The organism is Pelagicoccus mobilis, from assembly GCF_016595505.1.
GTDB classification, from domain to species: Bacteria; Verrucomicrobiota; Verrucomicrobiia; order Opitutales; family Opitutaceae; genus Pelagicoccus; species Pelagicoccus mobilis.
On the sequence record NZ_JAENIL010000027.1, the window covers coordinates 1 to 15,663 of the forward strand.

Sequence of the window (15,663 nt, forward strand, 5' to 3'; positions counted from 1 at the left end):
TCGAAGGTTCTAATCCTTTGGTACGGACACAAAAAAGCCGCCTATCGGATTTCTCGAATAAGCGGCTTCTTTAATGGTCGGGGTGAAAGGATTCGAACCTTCGACCTCCTGGTCCCAAACCAGGCGCTCTACCAGGCTAAGCTACACCCCGTAAAAAGGACGGCCAAAAGATTCAGAATCGCGACTCCTGTCAAGAACAAGTTCGAATTCTTTGAGGCTATCTGTCGATTTTCGTGGGATCTCTTGTGAAATAAGGCATTGCGCCTCTGCGGGAAAGCCCTTCTTGTTTCTAAAAATCGCCCTTTGTGGACGCCCTCTTTTGGAAAAAATGGAAAACCTATCTTCTTCAGAACTCGATTCTCCTTCGAAAACGCCCCTTTTCATAGCGATCTCAGCGGTTCTCGTCGCCTTGGTCTCATTGGCTCTTGGCTGGATGGGCCTTTCTCGCGCGACGGCCTTGGAAGCGGAAATTAAACGCTTGGAGGAAGCGGCTAGCGCTGACACGGGACTTGAGCAATCTGTCCAAGCGAATACTGACCGCATCCAAAAGCTGGCGGAGGACACCAATAAATTCTCGAAGGGGGTAAGCGATGCCCTCAAGGCTGCCAACACCGACATCAAGAAATCGCAAAGCGATATCCGCAAGGTGATGATGACTGCGGGAGAGGCGAAGAAGATGGTGATGGATCTTGAGAAGAAGGGCGTGAAGGTCGCGGTCGTGCCGAGCAGCTCCTCTACAACGAGCTCCTCTAAGCCTTCGACCTCGACTCAGCCGGCGGCTCAAAAGGCCCCTGACGCGAAGCCGGGCAAGGCGGGCGTCTACACAATCAAGAGCGGAGACAATTTCAGCAAGATCGCGGCTGCCTACAAGGTGACTTTGAGCCAGCTTCAGGCGGCCAACCCGGGAATCGACTCGCGTCGCTTGAGAATTGGCCAGCAGATCGTGATCCCTGCTCCGTCCAACTAGGCGGCTTCCTTGCTGAGGTTGTAGCTATCGCGACACCAAGCTTCGATGAGTGGTACTGACACGGTCGGATCGTCTTCGGACGGTGATATTCACGCTTGGGACATCCTGGATGAGAAGGATCTGCTTTCCTGTCCGGTGTTTGATCTGGTTTCGCGTCGTTTGCGTCATCCGGTCCGTGGATCGGAAGGGGATTTCTACATTTTAAAGACGCGGGACTGGGTGAATGTCGTGCCTGTGACGCCGGACAATCAGATTGTCATGGTTCGGCAGTATCGTTTCGGGATCGAGTCCGACTCTTGGGAAATCCCGGGCGGGGTAATGGATCCTGGAGAGGATCCGCTCGAGGCGGCGGCCCGCGAGTTGAGTGAAGAAACTGGATACGTGGCTCGATCCTGTCGCTTGATTGGCGAGGTCGCGGCGAATCCGGCGATCATGAACAATACCTGCCACTTCGTCTGGGCGGATGCCGTGACTCTGCAAGCGGAGCTAAATTGGGACGAGCATGAGGAGATTGAGACCCGGCTGTTCCCCATCGACGACGTTTACGCCATGGCCCACCGAGGTGAGATCAAACATTCGCTGGTGGTGGCGGCTCTTTTCCAGTTTTACCCCGAGTGGCTAAGGATTAGAGCGCGTCGTAGATAGTTCATGAATAGAATTTCTAATAGCCCTGATGTTATTAGCTAATCTTTTGTTTGGCTTGGGGCTATAAGTCCCATTCCTAATTGACCCAATAAAGATAAGACAGTACTCGTTTCGGCCCTTGCTAAGGGCGGTCCGTGTTCGGATCGTTTGGACGCGAGTTAATTGACTAGTTTATCCGATGAATATCCTAAACGCCCTCTTCAAGACCTCGCTGGGGAAGAAAGTGATCATGGCGGTCACTGGCTTGATCCTGGTCGGGTTCGTAATCGGCCATTTGGTCGGCAATTTGCAGATCTTCTCTCCGCCGGAAAAGATCAATGCGTACGCGCACTTCCTCCAGTCGCTTGGGGGAGCCCTTTGGGCGATCCGCGGATTCCTGCTGCTGACTGTCGTGCTCCACATCTGGTCAGCGATATCTCTCGTTCTCGAGAACAAGGCTGCTCGCGGAGCTGAAGGCTACGCGGGCCAAAAGACGCTTCGCGCCTCTTTCGCTTCTCGCACGATGAAGTGGAGCGGCTTGATCGTCCTCGCCTTCATCATCTACCACATTCTCCACTTCACGACTAAGCATGCCTATGGTCCTGAGTTGTTCATGGTTGATCTGCACGGCGAGCAGGTTCTCGACGTCCACACCATGATGGTGCTCGGCTTCCAGAAGCCGCTGGTTTCGATCTTCTACTTGGTAGCGATCGCTCTGCTGAGTATCCACCTCAGCCACGGCATCTCTAGTATGTTCCAGTCGGTTGGCCTTCGCACTCGCGCTTGGTCGAACTGCTTGAACAAGATCGCGGTCATCGTGAGTGTTCTCTACTTCCTAGGGAATGCGGCAATCGTCGGAGCGTGCCTCACAGGGGCCGTTGAAGTGCAGAACGCCAAGGTGAAGGCAGCCCTTGCTGCTTGCCAGGCCGACTGCGAAGTCTGCGAATCTCGTATCGCTTCAATCAACTAGATTTTCCCTCCGATGAAACTCGATTCAAAAATTCCATCCGGCCCGCTCGAGAAGAAGTGGGAGAAACACATAATGGAGGGTAAGCTCGTCAATCCCGCGAACAAGCGGAAGTACGAGATTATCATCGTGGGATCCGGCCTCGCCGGCGCGTCCGCAGCTGCCACTCTCGGCGAGCTCGGCTACAAGGTGAAGTGCTTCACTTTCCACGACAGCCCACGTCGCGCTCACTCGATCGCTGCTCAAGGTGGTATCAACGCCGCTAAGAACTACCAGAACGACGGTGACAGCGTGTATCGACTTTTCTACGACACGATTAAGGGCGGTGACTTCCGCGCTCGTGAAGCGAACGTCTACCGTCTCGCTCAGGTCAGCGCCAGCATCATCGACCAGTGTGTCGCTCAAGGCGTCCCATTCGCTCGCGAATACGGAGGCATGCTCGACAACCGTTCATTCGGTGGCGCTCAGGTCTCTCGTACCTTCTACGCTCGCGGTCAAACAGGTCAGCAGCTGCTGCTCGGCGCTTACTCTGCGCTGAACTGCCAGATCGCTGCCGGCAACGTTGAGATGTTCAACGACCGCGAGATGCTCGAGCTCGTCACTATCGACGGTCAAGCCAAGGGCATCATCACCCGTAACACGATCTCCGGTGCGATCGAGCGTCACTCCGCTCACGCGGTTGTGCTTGGTACAGGTGGTTACGGAAACGTGTTCTACCTCTCTACCAACGCTCAGAACTCAAACGCGACAGCGGCTTGGAGAGCGTACAAGAAGGGAGCGACCTTCGCGAATCCTTGTTACACTCAGATCCACCCGACCTGTATTCCAGTTTCTGGTGACAATCAGTCGAAGCTCACGCTCATGTCCGAGTCGCTTCGTAACGACGGTCGTATCTGGGCTCCGAAGAAGAAGGGTGACAAGCGTCCCGCTTCTCAGATCCCTGAAAGCGAGCGCGACTATTACCTCGAGCGTAAGTATCCAAGTTTTGGTAACCTTGCTCCACGTGACATTTCTTCACGTGCCGCGAAGGAAGCTTGCGACGATGGACGCGGCGTAGGTGAAACCGGTCTCGGCGTTTACCTCGACTTCTCAGACGCGATCAAGCGTCTCGGCGAAGACACAATCCGTGCTCGCTATGGTAACCTCTTCGACATCTACAAGGAGATCACTGACGAGAGCGCCTACGAAGTTCCAATGCGTATCTTCCCTGCGGTTCACTACACAATGGGTGGCCTCTGGGTTGACTACAACTTGATGAGCAACGTTCCAGGTCTCTTCGTGATGGGTGAAGCGAACTTCTCCGACCACGGTGCGAACCGCCTCGGAGCTTCCGCTCTCATGCAAGGTCTGGCGGACGGTTACTTCGTTCTTCCGTATACAATTCCTCACTACTTGGCCGACGTACCACGCGAAGCTGCTCCATCCATCGACTCTCCGGAGTTTGTGGCAGCCGAGCAGGATGTTATCGGCCGCACGCAAAAGCTGCTTGATAACAACGGTAAGCAAACCGTTCGCAGCTTCCACAAGCGTCTCGGTAAGATCATGTGGGAATACTGTGGTATGGCTCGTAACAAGGCCGGCCTCGAGAAGGCTCTCAAGGAAATCCCAGCCCTCCGCGAAGAGTACCACGCAGACGTTCGCGTTCCAGGTACCGCAGACAGCCTCAACCAGTCTCTCGAAGTTGCGGGCCGCGTAGCGGACTTCCTCGAACTCGGCGAACTGATGTGTCGCGACGCGCTTGCTCGTGAAGAATCCTGTGGTGGTCACTTCCGCGAGGAACACCAGACAGAGGACGGCGAAGCAATGCGTGACGACGAAAAATTCAACCACGTTGCCGCTTGGGAATTCAAGGGTGTGGATGCCGCTCCGGAGCGTCACCAGGAAGCTCTCGAATACGAGTCCGTCAAGATGGCAACTCGCAGCTACAAGTAATCTTCAGCCAAAGCTATTGTAATGAAAGTTAAACTAAAAGTCTGGCGCCAAGAGAACGCTGACGCGCAAGGCGGCTTCGAAGAATACGAGGCTGACAAGGTAAATCCAAACATGTCCTTCCTCGAGATGATGGATGTCGTCAATGAAGGCATCATCGAGGATGGAGGTAATCCGATCGCTTACGCTCACGACTGTCGCGAAGGTATTTGCGGTACGTGTAACTGTATGATCGACGGCAAGCCACACGGTCCTGAAAACGGTGTTACCACCTGTCAGACCTATATGCGCAGCTTCAAGGACGGCGACACTATCACGGTCGAGCCATTCCGCGCGAAGGCCTTCCCGGTACAAAAGGATTTGATCACCGATCGTTCCGCTCTCGACAAGATCCAGCAAGCTGGCGGTTACGTGACCGTTCGCACCGGTTCTTGCCAGGACGCGAACAACTTGCCGATCGGCAAGGACATCGCTGACCTGGCCATGGATGCGGCAGCCTGTGTGGGTTGTGGCGCGTGTGTGGCGGCCTGTAAGAATGCGTCTGCGATGCTCTTCGTATCCGCGAAGGCAGGACAGCTCAATCTCCTCCCGCAAGGTGCACCAGAGAAGGACAAGCGCGTCCTCAACATGGTAGCGGCAATGGACGAGGCTGGATTTGGTAACTGCACCAACCAGTACGAGTGTTCCGCAGCGTGTCCGAAGCTCATCTCCGAGGAGTTCATCGCCAAGCTCAATCGCGACTTCATCGGCGCGACGCTTCGCAAGAACTTCCAGGCGAAGGCTCTCGACTAAGCCGAACCGCGAAATTTCATTTATCTCGAAAGGCGACTCCTGAGTGGGGTCGCCTTTTTTTTGGTTCACCCCGATTTTGGGGGAGTTTTTTGCCCACGAATTTTTGGATGAGAACGTTTGGCAATGCCAAAGGTGATGGGGATCGGCTGATGTTTTTTGGGGTGGGTGACTGTCCATCCGTCTCCGCTCTTCTGAGACAAGCTTGGCCCGGCAATGACGGAGCATTGCCCTCCTGGCGTCGTTGTTGCCGCTTGGGGCGCGGGGTGCGTTCCGCATTTCTACGCGAAGGGATTTACGAAGGGAGTGGTGGAGAGTTGGTGTATCAGCTTATTGCTTAAGTGCCTCATGAAGAATTTTCTGCTCCCACCGCTTTTCGTTCTATTTACCATCGTTCTGCTCGTCGGTTGCTTGACGACGGATTTTGGGGGAAGCGGGAGCTCTGAGGTTTCCGAGCCGGTCGAAATCTACAAAGGGATGAAGGCGGAGGATTTGCTGGCGGCTTTGGGGGAACCGTTCGAGGTTCGCGAGGCGACTCCGCCTACTGATGGTACGGAGATTTGGGTTTATCGAAAGGTGAGCGAGAATGTCGCTCTGGCAGTTTCTGGCATGGTGGAGACTCCGGGGCCGGAAGTCGGTGGAGTCAGGATGACGATTACGGATGCGGTCTATACTCCTTCTTCCACTCGGTCGGTTGAGGAGACGCTCTTTTTGATGGCGGACGGGGTGATGGTCGCCTGGAAGATCCAGCGGGAGAGTTCAGAACGCTTGAACTAGAAAAGTTCGAGCGCTTCGGCGCTTTCGTAGGCGATCCAGCCGCAGGCGATGAGGAAGCTCCAGATGGCGGCGAGGGCTACGAATTTCTTGAATCGCTTCGTCTTGTCATGACGAGCTAAAGCCTGTTTGCGGAATCCGCTCTGCTGCAGAAAGCTGACGAACTGGACGTTTTTCACGCCATCGTTCTCCTCGTAGCGCCTAAGCATGGCATCCTCCCGAACGGGGGAGCGTCTGAGGCGTGACTTGAGATATTGCAGCATTTTAGAGGGATTAAAACTTTAGAGCTATTTTTAAAGACGACATTTGTTCAGAAGCGTTCAACAGAAATTATTAATTAAGCGCTTATACACAGAACTTTCTGCAGTTTTTTACAAAGACGTGCGGTTTGGGTTCGACTTTGCTCGCTCGTCGGCGGGGGCAAGCAGAGTCGATGCGAGCGTATCGCGAAACTTGATACGGCGATTTTGAAGGGCGAGTTGCCGGAGGCGATTGTGGGGCGTTTGTTGGGAAGCGGAGATCGAGCTTGGAGACCTTTTGTGGTTTGAGCGGTTTGGGGGATCTGGTGGCGACTTGTCATGGCGATTGGAGTCGAAGCCGCCGATACAGACCCTGTTGGGCCTGATGAGTCGCGACTTGAAGAGGGAATGAAGCGTTCTAATGGGCTCTATTGAGCGAGCTAAAAAGAAGTAGTCTCAATCGGGCTGGGGTATATTTTCGTCCCTTTAACGTATAGAATATTCAAATGAGACTCTCGAACATGACATCTCGCACTTTCTTCGCTCTGCTATTTTCGGCAGTTTGCTCCATGCTCTTTGTAGGCTGTGAAACCACGGATTCTGCAGGCGGGAAAAAGGAGGAGCCGCCAGCGACCGTTACGAAAGGGATGACTGAGGCGGAAGTGATTGCCATCCTTGGAGAGCCGCATTCGGTGGATGAAATCGAGCAGGACGGGGTCATTGCCCAGATCTGGCACTACGAGAAAGAGTACGTGCAGAGCTCGACGATCGAGTCGGATGGGGAGCAGGAGCGTTCTTATGTCGACCACAAGACGGGGCAGCTGGTGACGGTGCGCGAGCAGATTTACCGTAACGAGCAAGTTAAAGGAACGCTCGTGGCGGAGCTGCTGATGATTGACGGGAAGGTGATCGCTCTGAAGGAGTCGGAAGGCGCGGTTTCCTACGATGTGAATCACGGGCAACGCTAGTTCGGTAAACGTTTCGTAGGCAAGGGGCTGAGTTGGCTCGCTATTTTCGTGCGAGTCGCTAGGCCCTTTTTTTGTGCCTGAATCTTCCCCTAAACGCGTTTGGTCCTGGGCCTTCTTCGATTTTGCGAACTCGGCTTTCGGGACGCTGGTTCTAACGTTTGTCTTCAATAGCTACTTTACCAAGGCGATAGCCGAGAGCGAATCCGTGGGGACCATGCTTTGGGGTAATACGGTAGCGGTGGCGTCGATCTTGATCGCGGTGTTGTCACCGCCTCTGGGCGCGGCGGCGGATGCGTTTGGCTGGAAGAAGCGTTTCATGGTGGTGACGGTGACGGCTGCCAGTCTGCTGACGGCTGCCTTGTATTTGCCTCAGCCGGGAGATGTGTGGATGGCGCTATTGCTGTTTGGCGGAGCGTTGGTGGCGACCGAGCTTTCGATCATGTTCAACAACGCGTTTTTGATCGAGGTGGCTCCTAAGCAGGCGCACGGGAAGGTGTCGGGGATGGCCTTCGCTCTCGGTTATTTTGGGGGCTTGGCGTGTTTGTTTATTGCGATGATGGGATTCGTTCCGGGCGAGGGTAAGGAGCTTTGGTTTGGTCTGACGCGGGAGGCTGGCCAGAATGTGCGAGCGACGAATCTGCTGGTGGCTCTCTGGTTCGCTGTATTCAGTTTGCCGTTACTGCTTTGGGTGAAAGAGGCGAAAGCTCCGCAGCATAGCGCGGGGCTGATAGCGGTGGCTCGGCAGTCGTTTGGTAGAATCAATGCGACTTTCCATCACTTGCGGGAATACCGTCAGCTCTTCTGGATGCTGATCGCTCGGATGTTTTATAATGACGGGCTTGTCGCTATCTTCTCGTTTGGCGGGATTTACGCGACGGTTGTTTTTGGGTTCACTTTCAAGGATCTGATGGTTTTTGGGATCGCATTGAATGTGTGCTCTGGGGTGGGATCGCTCGTTTTCAGTTTTGTGGAGGACCGTATTGGCAGTCGTATTACGATTGTTATCTCTTTGATCGGCTTGGTGATTGGAACGGTCGCGGCTTTGTTTGTCACGACTCAGTCTGGCTTTTGGGTGTGCGCGATTATCATCGGCTTGTTCCTTGGTCCGAACCAGTCGGCGAGCCGCGCTTATTTGAGCCGTTTGACCCCGGAGGAGAAGGCGAACGAATTCTTTGGCTTCTTCGCTTTTTCGGGAAAGGCGACCGCGTTTCTGGGACCTCTGCTTTATGGGCAGATGGTTAATCTTTTCGATTCGCAGCGGGCGGGTATGACGGTGATCCCTGCCTTGATGGCGCTGGGGATGTTGATCTTTATCTTCAAGACTCGTGACGAGGCGAAGCCTGCCAGTTAGATGGAGTTGAACCAGGCTCGGGCGGGCTTGGGGACGATGAGAGCGTCGAGCTGGTCTGCGAAGGCTTGTGGCCGCGTTTTGAGTTTGCTGGCGAGAGGGGCTACATCGAGAGCGAGTCGGGCTTGGCGGTGGGCGAAGCGAGGATCCTCGCCGCGTTCTGAGGCTTGGATGAGGGATTCGGGCAGGCCGAAGTGTTGGAGTAGGCGCTGGCCCATTTCGTAGCGGGAGAGGCATTTTTCGCCGGCCCAGTGGTGGACGCCTTTGAGGTCTTGTCGCTCGCAGAGCTCCACCATGGCGGCGGCGGCGTTTTCGACGAGGCAGGGTTGGCGGTATTCGTCGGTGAAGAGTGGGGTGGGCTTGCCGGCGGCCCAGCTGAGGAAGAGGCGTTCGTGCAGACTGCGTTCTCCGGAGAGGCTGTTGCCCATGAGGAGGGGAAGGCGCAGGGTTGTGGCGAATTCGGCGGCGAGTTCGTGTACGCGTTGCTCGGATTCGAGTTTTTGGCGGGCGTATTCGTTGGGTGGGGACGGTTGGGAGTCGCGGTAGTAGAGCTCAGCCTTGCCGTCGAAAATTTGCTCGGAGGAGATGTGGATGAGGGTGGCGAAGAGATGGCGGGAGAGTAGGGCCAGCTTTTGTGGAACGGCGACGTTGATCTGGCGGGAGGAGTCGGGATCGGCGTCGCAATTGCCGGGGTCGGAGATGGCGGCGCAGTTGACGATGGCGTCTGGGAAGAGCTCGAGAGTCAGGGATTCGAGGGCGTTTAGATCTGCGAGATCGAGGGTGCGTTGGGTGGCTAGGCCGTCGACTTTTCCGGAATAGCTAACGACGAGGCCGATGACTTCGTGGCCGCGACGATTGGCGGCTTGAGCGAAGGCTGATCCGAGGAGGCCGGAAGCTCCGGTGAGGAGGATTTTCATGGGTTGGGATGAAGTGGGGAAGGGTGGATCGGGTTGTGCTTTTTTTTTACCGCGAATGTTGGACTGGAACGTTTGGCAATGCCAAACGTGGCGGGGAAACGGCTGATGCCGTTTGGGAGGTTTTGTGGTGTTGGGTTGAGTGGTTGGATTTTTTGGGTGGATCCTGCATTGGGTGGCTACGACGGAGCGTAGCCCTCCTCTGGGGGAGTTGGTTACTTGAAGTGTTTGTGGCTGAGGTGCCACTCGATTTGCCAGTCGGTGGATTGGGAGCCGACTTTCATTCGGCTGAGGCAGAGGATGGAGGCTTTGGGGAAGACGACGCGTTGGAAGTCGCCGTTTCCGGTGAGCAGCAGGGAGGCGAGGTAGGACATGTTTGGCTCGTGACCGGCGACGAGGCAGCTAAGGCTGAGCTCGTTGAGCTGGGTGGCGATCGCGATGGGGTTGTCGAAGGGGGCGAGGCCGTCTTTTTGAGTGAGTTGAGCGTCGAGTTCGAGTCCGGTGGCGAGGGCTTCTGCTGTCTCGTAGGCGCGAACGAGTCCGCTTTGCCAGATGGTGTCGACTTGGATGAGCCGGTTCTTGGAGAAGCCTTTGACGAGGCGGGCGCATTGCTTGTGTCCTTTGGGGGAGAGGGGGCGGAGCTCGTCGCTCGGGGCGTCGTCGAGGGCGTGGGCGTGGCGGACGAGGTAGAGGTGCTGGAGCATGGTGGGGGTGAGGTTGCTAGGCTTTGGATGCTGAGTTCTTTGTCTTACTCATGCTCGTTCTCTTAATCGGATTGTGGAGGGGGATTAGGATTAAGATTAAGATTAAGATTATGATTAGGATGAAGAGGGCGAGGCGAGGAGGCGGGTCATGCCTTCGGACATGGAGGTGCGGGGGTGGTAGTGGAGGTCGCGTTTGGCGGCGGAGATGTCGAACCAGTGGTCTTTGGCGAGTTCAGAGGCGACGAAGCGGGTCATGGGGGGCTCGCCTTTGAGGCGGAAGAGTTTCCAGATGCCTTCCATGATATGGCCGATTTTGTAGGCTTTGGAGAGGCTCATGCGTCGGTGGATCTTGGATACGTCGTGGTTTTCGAGGAGCTCGTTGATCCAGTCCCAGAGGTTTACGGGTTCGCCGTTGGAGATGAAGTAGGCTTTGCCGCCGGGATTGTTTTGCTCGTGGTCGAGGGCGATTTCGGCGAGCAGGTGGGCGTCGACGACGTTGTCGACGTGGGTGAGGTCGACGCGGTTTTGGCCGTCGCCGACGATGCGGAGTTTGCCGGCTCGGGCTCGATCGAGGACGCGTGGGACGAGGTTGGGGTCGCCGTCGCCCCAGATGAGATGGGGGCGTAGGGCTACGGTTTTTAGGTTGCCGGGTGGGAGGCCGTGAGCGGCGAGAACGGCTTTTTCGGCGATGACCTTGGTGGTGGGATAGGGGCAGGGGATGTCGGTGCCGTAGGGGAGCGATTCGTCGTCGCCGGCGATATTTCGCCCGTTGAAGACGACTGAGGGGGTGGAGGTGTAGACGAGTTTTCGGACTCCGAAGTCGCGACAGCCGTTGATGATGGCCTGGGTGCCGTCGACGTTGGCCTTTTTGAATTCTTCGTAGTCGCCCCAGATGCCGACCTTGGCGGCGACGTGGAAAACGGTGTGCTTGCCTTCGCAGGCGGCTCGGATGGCGGGGGCGTCGGCGAGGTCGGCGTAGATCATTTCTATGCCGAGGGACTCGATGTCTGGGCGGGGGCGTCGGCAGACTCCGGCGACTTGGCAGCCTTGGGCGAGGAGGCGTTTGGCGAGGGCGAGTCCGACGAATCCGCTGACTCCGGTGACGAGCACGGAGCGGGGCGGGAGAGCGGGTGGTTCTGGGATGGATGGCATAGGAAGGGGGGAATGGTGAGTGGTGAATGATGAGTTGGGAAGAATAATTGGGGGAAGAAGTCGAAGGAGAGGGTGAAGATGGTGGAGAAGAGTTTTTTGGGGGTTGCCTTTGGGGGTGGGGCTGTTGGTAGGTTGCGGGGAGATGAGTGACGAAGGTGCGAGAGCTAAAGTGAGTTCGCTGGCCATTGTGGGCAGGACGCGGGGTGAGGTGCGTCGACTGGCTGCCTTCGACAAGAAGCGTCATACGGTGCCGGATCGGGCTTGCGGGGCGACGCAGGCGTTTTTGGAGAAATTGTGCGAGGAGGAGTTGTCGGAAGAGGCGGAGGCGCTTTTTCAGTCGGCGCGCGAGCGCTTTGGATACAAGCGCCGGGAGATCTCGCTGAATGTGGACTCGGGTTTCGCTCGCTTGGAGACTAAGGACTTTGCCCTCGAGCTGCGGTATGAGTTGGACGAGGAGGAGCCGTCGGAGTACGTGGTGGAAACCTCGGTGCGCGAGGTGGCGAGTCGCGATTTGCTGGAGTCGGAAGCGTTTAACGCGTCGGTCGGAAGTCGTTTTGACTGTTTGCGTTGCGGCTTGGCGGGGGGCGTTTCGGTGGAGTCGGTAATCGACGCGGTGGAAGAGGAGGAGAGTGGGGAGTTGTCGGTGGATTATCCGTCGGATTGCTCGCATTGCGTGGTAAAGATCGAGGGGATTGCCGGCGAAGTGTTCGTGGATGGCGTGGTTTTGGAGGTTCGCTGCGGGAAGAAGGCGTCGGCGGGGCGGCTGATGGAGTCGTTTGAGCGTATCGGCGAGCAGGTGTTTGCGTCGGCGGGCTTGGGGGAGTTGTTGAGCGAGGGCGGTTTAGGCTGATTTTTGATCTATGGACGAATTGGAGAAAAAGACGAAGGCATGGGTGGGCGACGCGGTGTTGGCCCTGTATGCTAGGGAGTGGATTTTGCGTCAGACGGATATACCGGTGGCGGATCGTGCGACTGTGTTCAAGGCGATGACGAGTAACCTGTTTTTGTCGGCGATGGGTCAACCGACTCAGGTGGAGGCTGACATAGGGATCGTCTACGAAAAGGAAGGCTTGCAGGCGGCGTTCGATTATATGGAAGAGCGGCTGCTTCCTGTATTCAAGAAGCAGAGACGTAAGCCGAAGCCGCCGGGGAACTGGAAGCGGAAGTAGGGGGGAGTGCTCAATCGCTTGCGTTGGGCGTGACGCGGCGGTCCTGCCTTGGCTAGGGAACCATTGTGGATTGGGGGTTGTCTTCTGCCTAGGATAGGCAAGTGTGTGGCTTCTCCTAAAAACCTATGTGCTTTCTTATGCCCAAGAAATCTGTTCGTGCTCTCATTTCTTTCTGTTCTGTTTTCGCTCTGGCGATCCCCTTAATTGGTAAAAACGTATTTGATACGCCTTGGCCTTTGCTCCCGCAGGGAGTTGCCCCTCAGGAGGGAGAGGTTTGGAAGGAGCTTCCCAATGGCTTGCGGTATGTGATTGTGCCGACGGAGGCCCCGAATGGGGCTGTGAGCATGCGTTTGGTGGTAGGCGCGGGACGGGCTCAGGAGCCGAAGGGACAAGCAGGCGTGGCTGACGTGGTTTCGGAGATGTTGTTGTCCGGCACGGAGGGATATGACGAAGACGAGATGCTGCGTTTTCGCTTGGCGGCGGGGATGGATCCGTATTCGAGCTATCGGGCCGATGTGGAAATCGACTATACCTTGTATCGGGTCGAGTTGGAAGAGCCGGTGGAAGGCGCTCTGGAGCAGGGGATCAAGATGTTGGGCGAGTTTGCGTCGGCTCCGGGATGGGACGGCGCTCGGTTTGAGCGAGCGCGCAAGGCTTTGGCGAACATGGCGGAATCGAGTTATTCGTATTTTCAAGGGAAGCAGTCGATCGAGGAGCGGGCTTTGTTGCGTTCGAGCGTGTATTCTGAGATTGGGGACGAAGAGGCTGCCGAAGGACTGGGTTCAGTTTCTCTCGATGATGCAGCTGCGTATTGGTCGAATTGGTACAAGGCGGACCGGATGGTTCTAGTTGTCGCCGGCTTGGTAGAAACGGAAGCTGTGGACGCTTTGATCGCGGCTACTTTTTCGGGACTGTCTTCGAGCGATGCGCTTGAGCCGCTTCGTTCTTCCGATTTGCGATTTCGTGGCACTGGTGATTTAGCGACGGGCGATTCTCCTGACAGTTTTGGTCGGGTTTCGATCGCGAACGTAGAGGAGGGGATTGACTTGTTCGATCCCGCTTCGGAGGTCGCTTTTTACCGCAAGGATTTGATTTCTCGTTACGCGATGGCGGATTTGGCCGCCAATGGTTTGGGCAAGTCTGCGGTGGACATTGTCGGCGATGGGGTTGCTATCAATTTGTATCGCCAAGACAACGTGATGCAGGCGATGGAGAAGCTGACGACTTTGGATAAGACTGTTTTCCGTCTTAAGGAATTTGGCATACCTGGAGAAGAGTTGGAGCAAGCGAAGGCTTTGTATTTGGCTTTGTGTTCTTCGTATGACGCGGAGTTGAGCACTCGGGCTTGGCCGGGAGTGGTGGCGGATCGCCTGGTGCGGAGTACGCTTGACCGGTTGCCATTCCGTTATGGGGAGTCTTTGGGGACGTTTATCGAGGGCGTGGTTGAAGGTCTTAGCGTTGATGCGACCATGGAGATTTGCGAGGAGGTGTTCTCGCAAAAGGCGTTGAGCTATTATGTGGAGCTTCCGAAGGGATTTGGGATTGGGACGAAATCGATCAACAAGCGTTTGAAGGGGATGCGTAAGAGCTACGATTTTACGTGGGAGCAGGCGGGTGAGTTTGACCAGCAGTGGAACCTTGGATCTGGTTTTGATAAGACGGGAATGGTGGAGTCGACCGAGATCATCAGGATCGAGGAGTATCCGGTTTTGCAGTACGAGTTTGCGAACAATTTGCGTATGAACCTTGTGCGTACGGATGAGTTTCCGGGTGATGTACGTGTGATGGTTAGCTTTGGAAATGGAACCACGGACGCGCCAGGTCAGGGTCGAGCGTTTGAGGCGTTGGTTAAGTCGCTTGTGATGAAAACGCGCGTGGGGCTTGGCGGTCAAAATCCGCTTTTGAGAGAAGTCTTCGATTCCAAGGGTATCGAGAACTTGGATGCGGGAGTGAATTTGGATCGCCTTTATTGGAGCGCGACTGCGGACGATGAGTCCGAGGTGGCGGACTTCTTGTCGGGTATCGTGATTTGGATGGTCACTGGCAACGTGTTGGAAGACGACTTCGATGATGCGTTGGAGAAACTGAAGGAGGTTACGGAACGTGGTTTCGACAAGAGCGACAGCGTTGTTTTGCAGGGCTTGCTCTATGGCGAGGACGAGCGGATGTTGAATTTCTTTACTTCCGAGGATTTGGAAGGTCTCGACTACGCTGGCATGAAAAATTGGGTACAGAAGACTCGAGAGGAGTCTTACATCGAGATTACGGTGGTGGGGGATGTGACCCCGCGTACTTTGATTCGAGATGTGCGTAATTCCTTTGGTTCTGCTCCTGATCGGAAAGGGAAGGTGCATCAGCCGCGTCATGCGGAGCCAGCGGGCTGGCGTGAAGCGGGCGTGCAGGAAGGTACCTTGAAGCGGTCGACTGGGAATGGATACGTGACCTTGATTTTCCCTCAGGTGGAGGAGAAGGGGTGCGAGGCGGACCGACGTATGGAGGTTTTGAGGCCGCTGCTGGAGGTCCATTTGCGTCGGGCTTTGGAAGAGAGACCGGATTGGCAAGGGCGTTTGCAGGTGTCGCTCCTAGGTAAGGGCATGGTGCCGCGTTCCAATGCGGTGCGGGTTCAGCTACGTTGTCCCGCAGAGGAATTGGAAGAGGTGAAGACTACTTTGCTCGCGGCTGCCGCATCGTTTTCTGAATCGCTCGAACCTGAACTCGTGCAGGCGGCGGAGCGCGCGGCCTGGATTGACCTGAAGCGGATTCCTCGCAGTCCGGATCGTCTGTTGAAGCTTTTCGCTCAGTCCCAGGGTAAGCCTAACGATTTGCGTTGTGTGCTGGAGCTGTTGGAGAAGGGGATTTCGGAGGATTTGGAAACGTACAAGTCGGTGGCGGCTGCTCAGTTTGCGGAGTCGAACGTGCGCGGCGCGGTTGCTAAGCCGAAGGGCTGATAGTGGCTTTTGCCGGGAAGGGGGATCGCTCGGGCATTTTTCATATAGTTGTACTCACGTACAAAAATGAGGCGTGCCCGGTCAACGCTTGGACCTACAGGTAGAGAGTCCCATATTTCTGTAGGTCGTCGCGCCAATGCGCGCTGAGGCGACCTTCAAGATGCGACGAAA

Annotated in this window: 15 protein-coding genes, 1 tRNA gene and 1 pseudogene; 12 read left to right on the top strand and 5 right to left on the bottom strand. The window is 56.0% G+C overall.

Annotated elements, in window-relative coordinates:
- Positions 1 to 74: 74 nt before the first annotated feature.
- Positions 75 to 151: transfer RNA gene (locus JIN87_RS14845), tRNA-Pro, on the bottom strand.
- 177 nt (positions 152 to 328) lie between these two features.
- Here JIN87_RS14845 and JIN87_RS14850 point away from each other — a divergent pair.
- The 6 genes from JIN87_RS14850 to JIN87_RS14875 all read left to right on the top strand — a co-directional run bounded on the left by JIN87_RS14850 (position 329) and on the right by JIN87_RS14875 (position 6,053).
- The gene (locus JIN87_RS14850; RefSeq protein ID WP_200356368.1) at positions 329 to 967 is read left to right on the top strand and encodes a LysM peptidoglycan-binding domain-containing protein; all 639 of its coding nucleotides are present in this window, start codon (positions 329 to 331) and stop codon (positions 965 to 967) included.
- Positions 968 to 1,012: 45 nt separating this feature from the next.
- Complete coding sequence (locus JIN87_RS14855) at positions 1,013 to 1,612, top strand: NUDIX hydrolase (protein ID WP_200356369.1); 600 nt, start codon at positions 1,013 to 1,015, stop codon at positions 1,610 to 1,612.
- Positions 1,613 to 1,790: 178 nt separating this feature from the next.
- Complete coding sequence (locus JIN87_RS14860; protein ID WP_200356370.1) at positions 1,791 to 2,561, top strand: succinate dehydrogenase cytochrome b subunit; 771 nt, start codon at positions 1,791 to 1,793, stop codon at positions 2,559 to 2,561.
- A 12-nt stretch (positions 2,562 to 2,573) separates the two neighbouring features.
- Complete coding sequence (locus JIN87_RS14865) at positions 2,574 to 4,490, top strand: fumarate reductase/succinate dehydrogenase flavoprotein subunit (protein ID WP_200356371.1); 1,917 nt, start codon at positions 2,574 to 2,576, stop codon at positions 4,488 to 4,490.
- A gap of 21 nt (positions 4,491 to 4,511) precedes the next feature.
- Positions 4,512 to 5,279 carry a succinate dehydrogenase/fumarate reductase iron-sulfur subunit gene (locus JIN87_RS14870; protein ID WP_200356372.1) on the top strand — a complete coding sequence of 256 codons (768 nt, stop codon included), beginning with the start codon at positions 4,512 to 4,514 and terminating at the stop codon, positions 5,277 to 5,279.
- 213 nt (positions 5,280 to 5,492) lie between these two features.
- Positions 5,493 to 6,053, top strand: coding sequence for a hypothetical protein (locus JIN87_RS14875; RefSeq protein ID WP_200356373.1), 561 nt, complete (start codon positions 5,493 to 5,495; stop codon positions 6,051 to 6,053).
- Here the strand turns inward: JIN87_RS14875 and JIN87_RS14880 are convergent.
- The gene (locus tag JIN87_RS14880; protein ID WP_200356374.1) at positions 6,050 to 6,313 is read right to left on the bottom strand and encodes a hypothetical protein; all 264 of its coding nucleotides are present in this window, start codon (positions 6,311 to 6,313) and stop codon (positions 6,050 to 6,052) included. The two genes, JIN87_RS14875 and JIN87_RS14880, sit on opposite strands and share 4 nt — an antisense overlap.
- Before the next feature lie 209 nt (positions 6,314 to 6,522).
- Here JIN87_RS14880 and JIN87_RS29080 point away from each other — a divergent pair.
- From JIN87_RS29080 to JIN87_RS14895, 3 genes and pseudogenes are all read left to right on the top strand, one after another.
- A pseudogene (locus JIN87_RS29080) lies at positions 6,523 to 6,654 on the top strand (hypothetical protein); the annotation flags it as partial.
- Positions 6,655 to 6,795: 141 nt separating this feature from the next.
- The gene (locus JIN87_RS14890) at positions 6,796 to 7,257 is read left to right on the top strand and encodes a hypothetical protein (protein WP_200356376.1); all 462 of its coding nucleotides are present in this window, start codon (positions 6,796 to 6,798) and stop codon (positions 7,255 to 7,257) included.
- Positions 7,258 to 7,330: 73 nt separating this feature from the next.
- Positions 7,331 to 8,608, top strand: coding sequence for an MFS transporter (locus tag JIN87_RS14895; RefSeq protein WP_200356377.1), 1,278 nt, complete (start codon positions 7,331 to 7,333; stop codon positions 8,606 to 8,608).
- Here the strand turns inward: JIN87_RS14895 and JIN87_RS14900 are convergent.
- The 3 genes from JIN87_RS14900 to JIN87_RS14910 all read right to left on the bottom strand — a co-directional run bounded on the left by JIN87_RS14900 (position 8,605) and on the right by JIN87_RS14910 (position 11,375).
- Positions 8,605 to 9,522 (bottom strand): SDR family oxidoreductase, encoded by a 918-nt coding sequence (locus JIN87_RS14900; RefSeq protein ID WP_200356378.1) that lies wholly within the window; start codon positions 9,520 to 9,522, stop codon positions 8,605 to 8,607. The genes JIN87_RS14895 and JIN87_RS14900 overlap by 4 nt on opposite strands.
- Positions 9,523 to 9,734: 212 nt before the next feature.
- Entirely contained in the window at positions 9,735 to 10,223 is a 489-nt protein-coding gene (gene sixA / locus JIN87_RS14905) for a phosphohistidine phosphatase SixA (RefSeq protein ID WP_200356379.1), read from the bottom strand.
- A 114-nt stretch (positions 10,224 to 10,337) separates the two neighbouring features.
- On the bottom strand, positions 10,338 to 11,375 hold the full coding sequence (locus JIN87_RS14910; protein ID WP_200356380.1) for an NAD-dependent epimerase/dehydratase family protein: 1,038 nt from the start codon (positions 11,373 to 11,375) through the stop codon (positions 10,338 to 10,340).
- 142 nt (positions 11,376 to 11,517) lie between these two features.
- Here JIN87_RS14910 and JIN87_RS14915 point away from each other — a divergent pair, with 142 nt between their 5' ends.
- From JIN87_RS14915 to JIN87_RS14925, 3 genes are all read left to right on the top strand, one after another.
- Complete coding sequence (locus JIN87_RS14915; protein ID WP_200356381.1) at positions 11,518 to 12,225, top strand: hypothetical protein; 708 nt, start codon at positions 11,518 to 11,520, stop codon at positions 12,223 to 12,225.
- 10 nt (positions 12,226 to 12,235) lie between these two features.
- A complete protein-coding gene (locus JIN87_RS14920) occupies positions 12,236 to 12,544 on the top strand; it encodes a ribonuclease III domain-containing protein (RefSeq protein WP_200356382.1) in 309 nt (102 codons plus the stop codon).
- Positions 12,545 to 12,681: 137 nt separating this feature from the next.
- The gene (locus JIN87_RS14925; protein WP_200356383.1) at positions 12,682 to 15,492 is read left to right on the top strand and encodes a M16 family metallopeptidase; all 2,811 of its coding nucleotides are present in this window, start codon (positions 12,682 to 12,684) and stop codon (positions 15,490 to 15,492) included.
- Positions 15,493 to 15,663: the final 171 nt, after the last annotated feature.

Bases quoted from the DNA above. Each gene is read 5' to 3' on its own strand.
- JIN87_RS14850 (WP_200356368.1), top strand. From the start codon at position 329: ATGGAAAACCTATCTTCTTCAGAACTCGATTCTCCTTCGAAAACGCCC.
- JIN87_RS14855 (WP_200356369.1), top strand. From the start codon at position 1,013: ATGAGTGGTACTGACACGGTCGGATCGTCTTCGGACGGTGATATTCAC.
- JIN87_RS14860 (WP_200356370.1), top strand. From the start codon at position 1,791: ATGAATATCCTAAACGCCCTCTTCAAGACCTCGCTGGGGAAGAAAGTG.
- JIN87_RS14865 (WP_200356371.1), top strand. From the start codon at position 2,574: ATGAAACTCGATTCAAAAATTCCATCCGGCCCGCTCGAGAAGAAGTGG.
- JIN87_RS14870 (WP_200356372.1), top strand. From the start codon at position 4,512: ATGAAAGTTAAACTAAAAGTCTGGCGCCAAGAGAACGCTGACGCGCAA.
- JIN87_RS14875 (WP_200356373.1), top strand. From the start codon at position 5,493: ATGACGGAGCATTGCCCTCCTGGCGTCGTTGTTGCCGCTTGGGGCGCG.
- JIN87_RS14880 (WP_200356374.1), bottom strand. From the start codon at position 6,313: ATGCTGCAATATCTCAAGTCACGCCTCAGACGCTCCCCCGTTCGGGAG.
- JIN87_RS14890 (WP_200356376.1), top strand. From the start codon at position 6,796: ATGAGACTCTCGAACATGACATCTCGCACTTTCTTCGCTCTGCTATTT.
- JIN87_RS14900 (WP_200356378.1), bottom strand. From the start codon at position 9,522: ATGAAAATCCTCCTCACCGGAGCTTCCGGCCTCCTCGGATCAGCCTTC.
- sixA (WP_200356379.1), bottom strand. From the start codon at position 10,223: ATGCTCCAGCACCTCTACCTCGTCCGCCACGCCCACGCCCTCGACGAC.
- JIN87_RS14910 (WP_200356380.1), bottom strand. From the start codon at position 11,375: ATGCCATCCATCCCAGAACCACCCGCTCTCCCGCCCCGCTCCGTGCTC.
- JIN87_RS14915 (WP_200356381.1), top strand. From the start codon at position 11,518: ATGAGTGACGAAGGTGCGAGAGCTAAAGTGAGTTCGCTGGCCATTGTG.
- JIN87_RS14920 (WP_200356382.1), top strand. From the start codon at position 12,236: ATGGACGAATTGGAGAAAAAGACGAAGGCATGGGTGGGCGACGCGGTG.
- JIN87_RS14925 (WP_200356383.1), top strand. From the start codon at position 12,682: ATGCCCAAGAAATCTGTTCGTGCTCTCATTTCTTTCTGTTCTGTTTTC.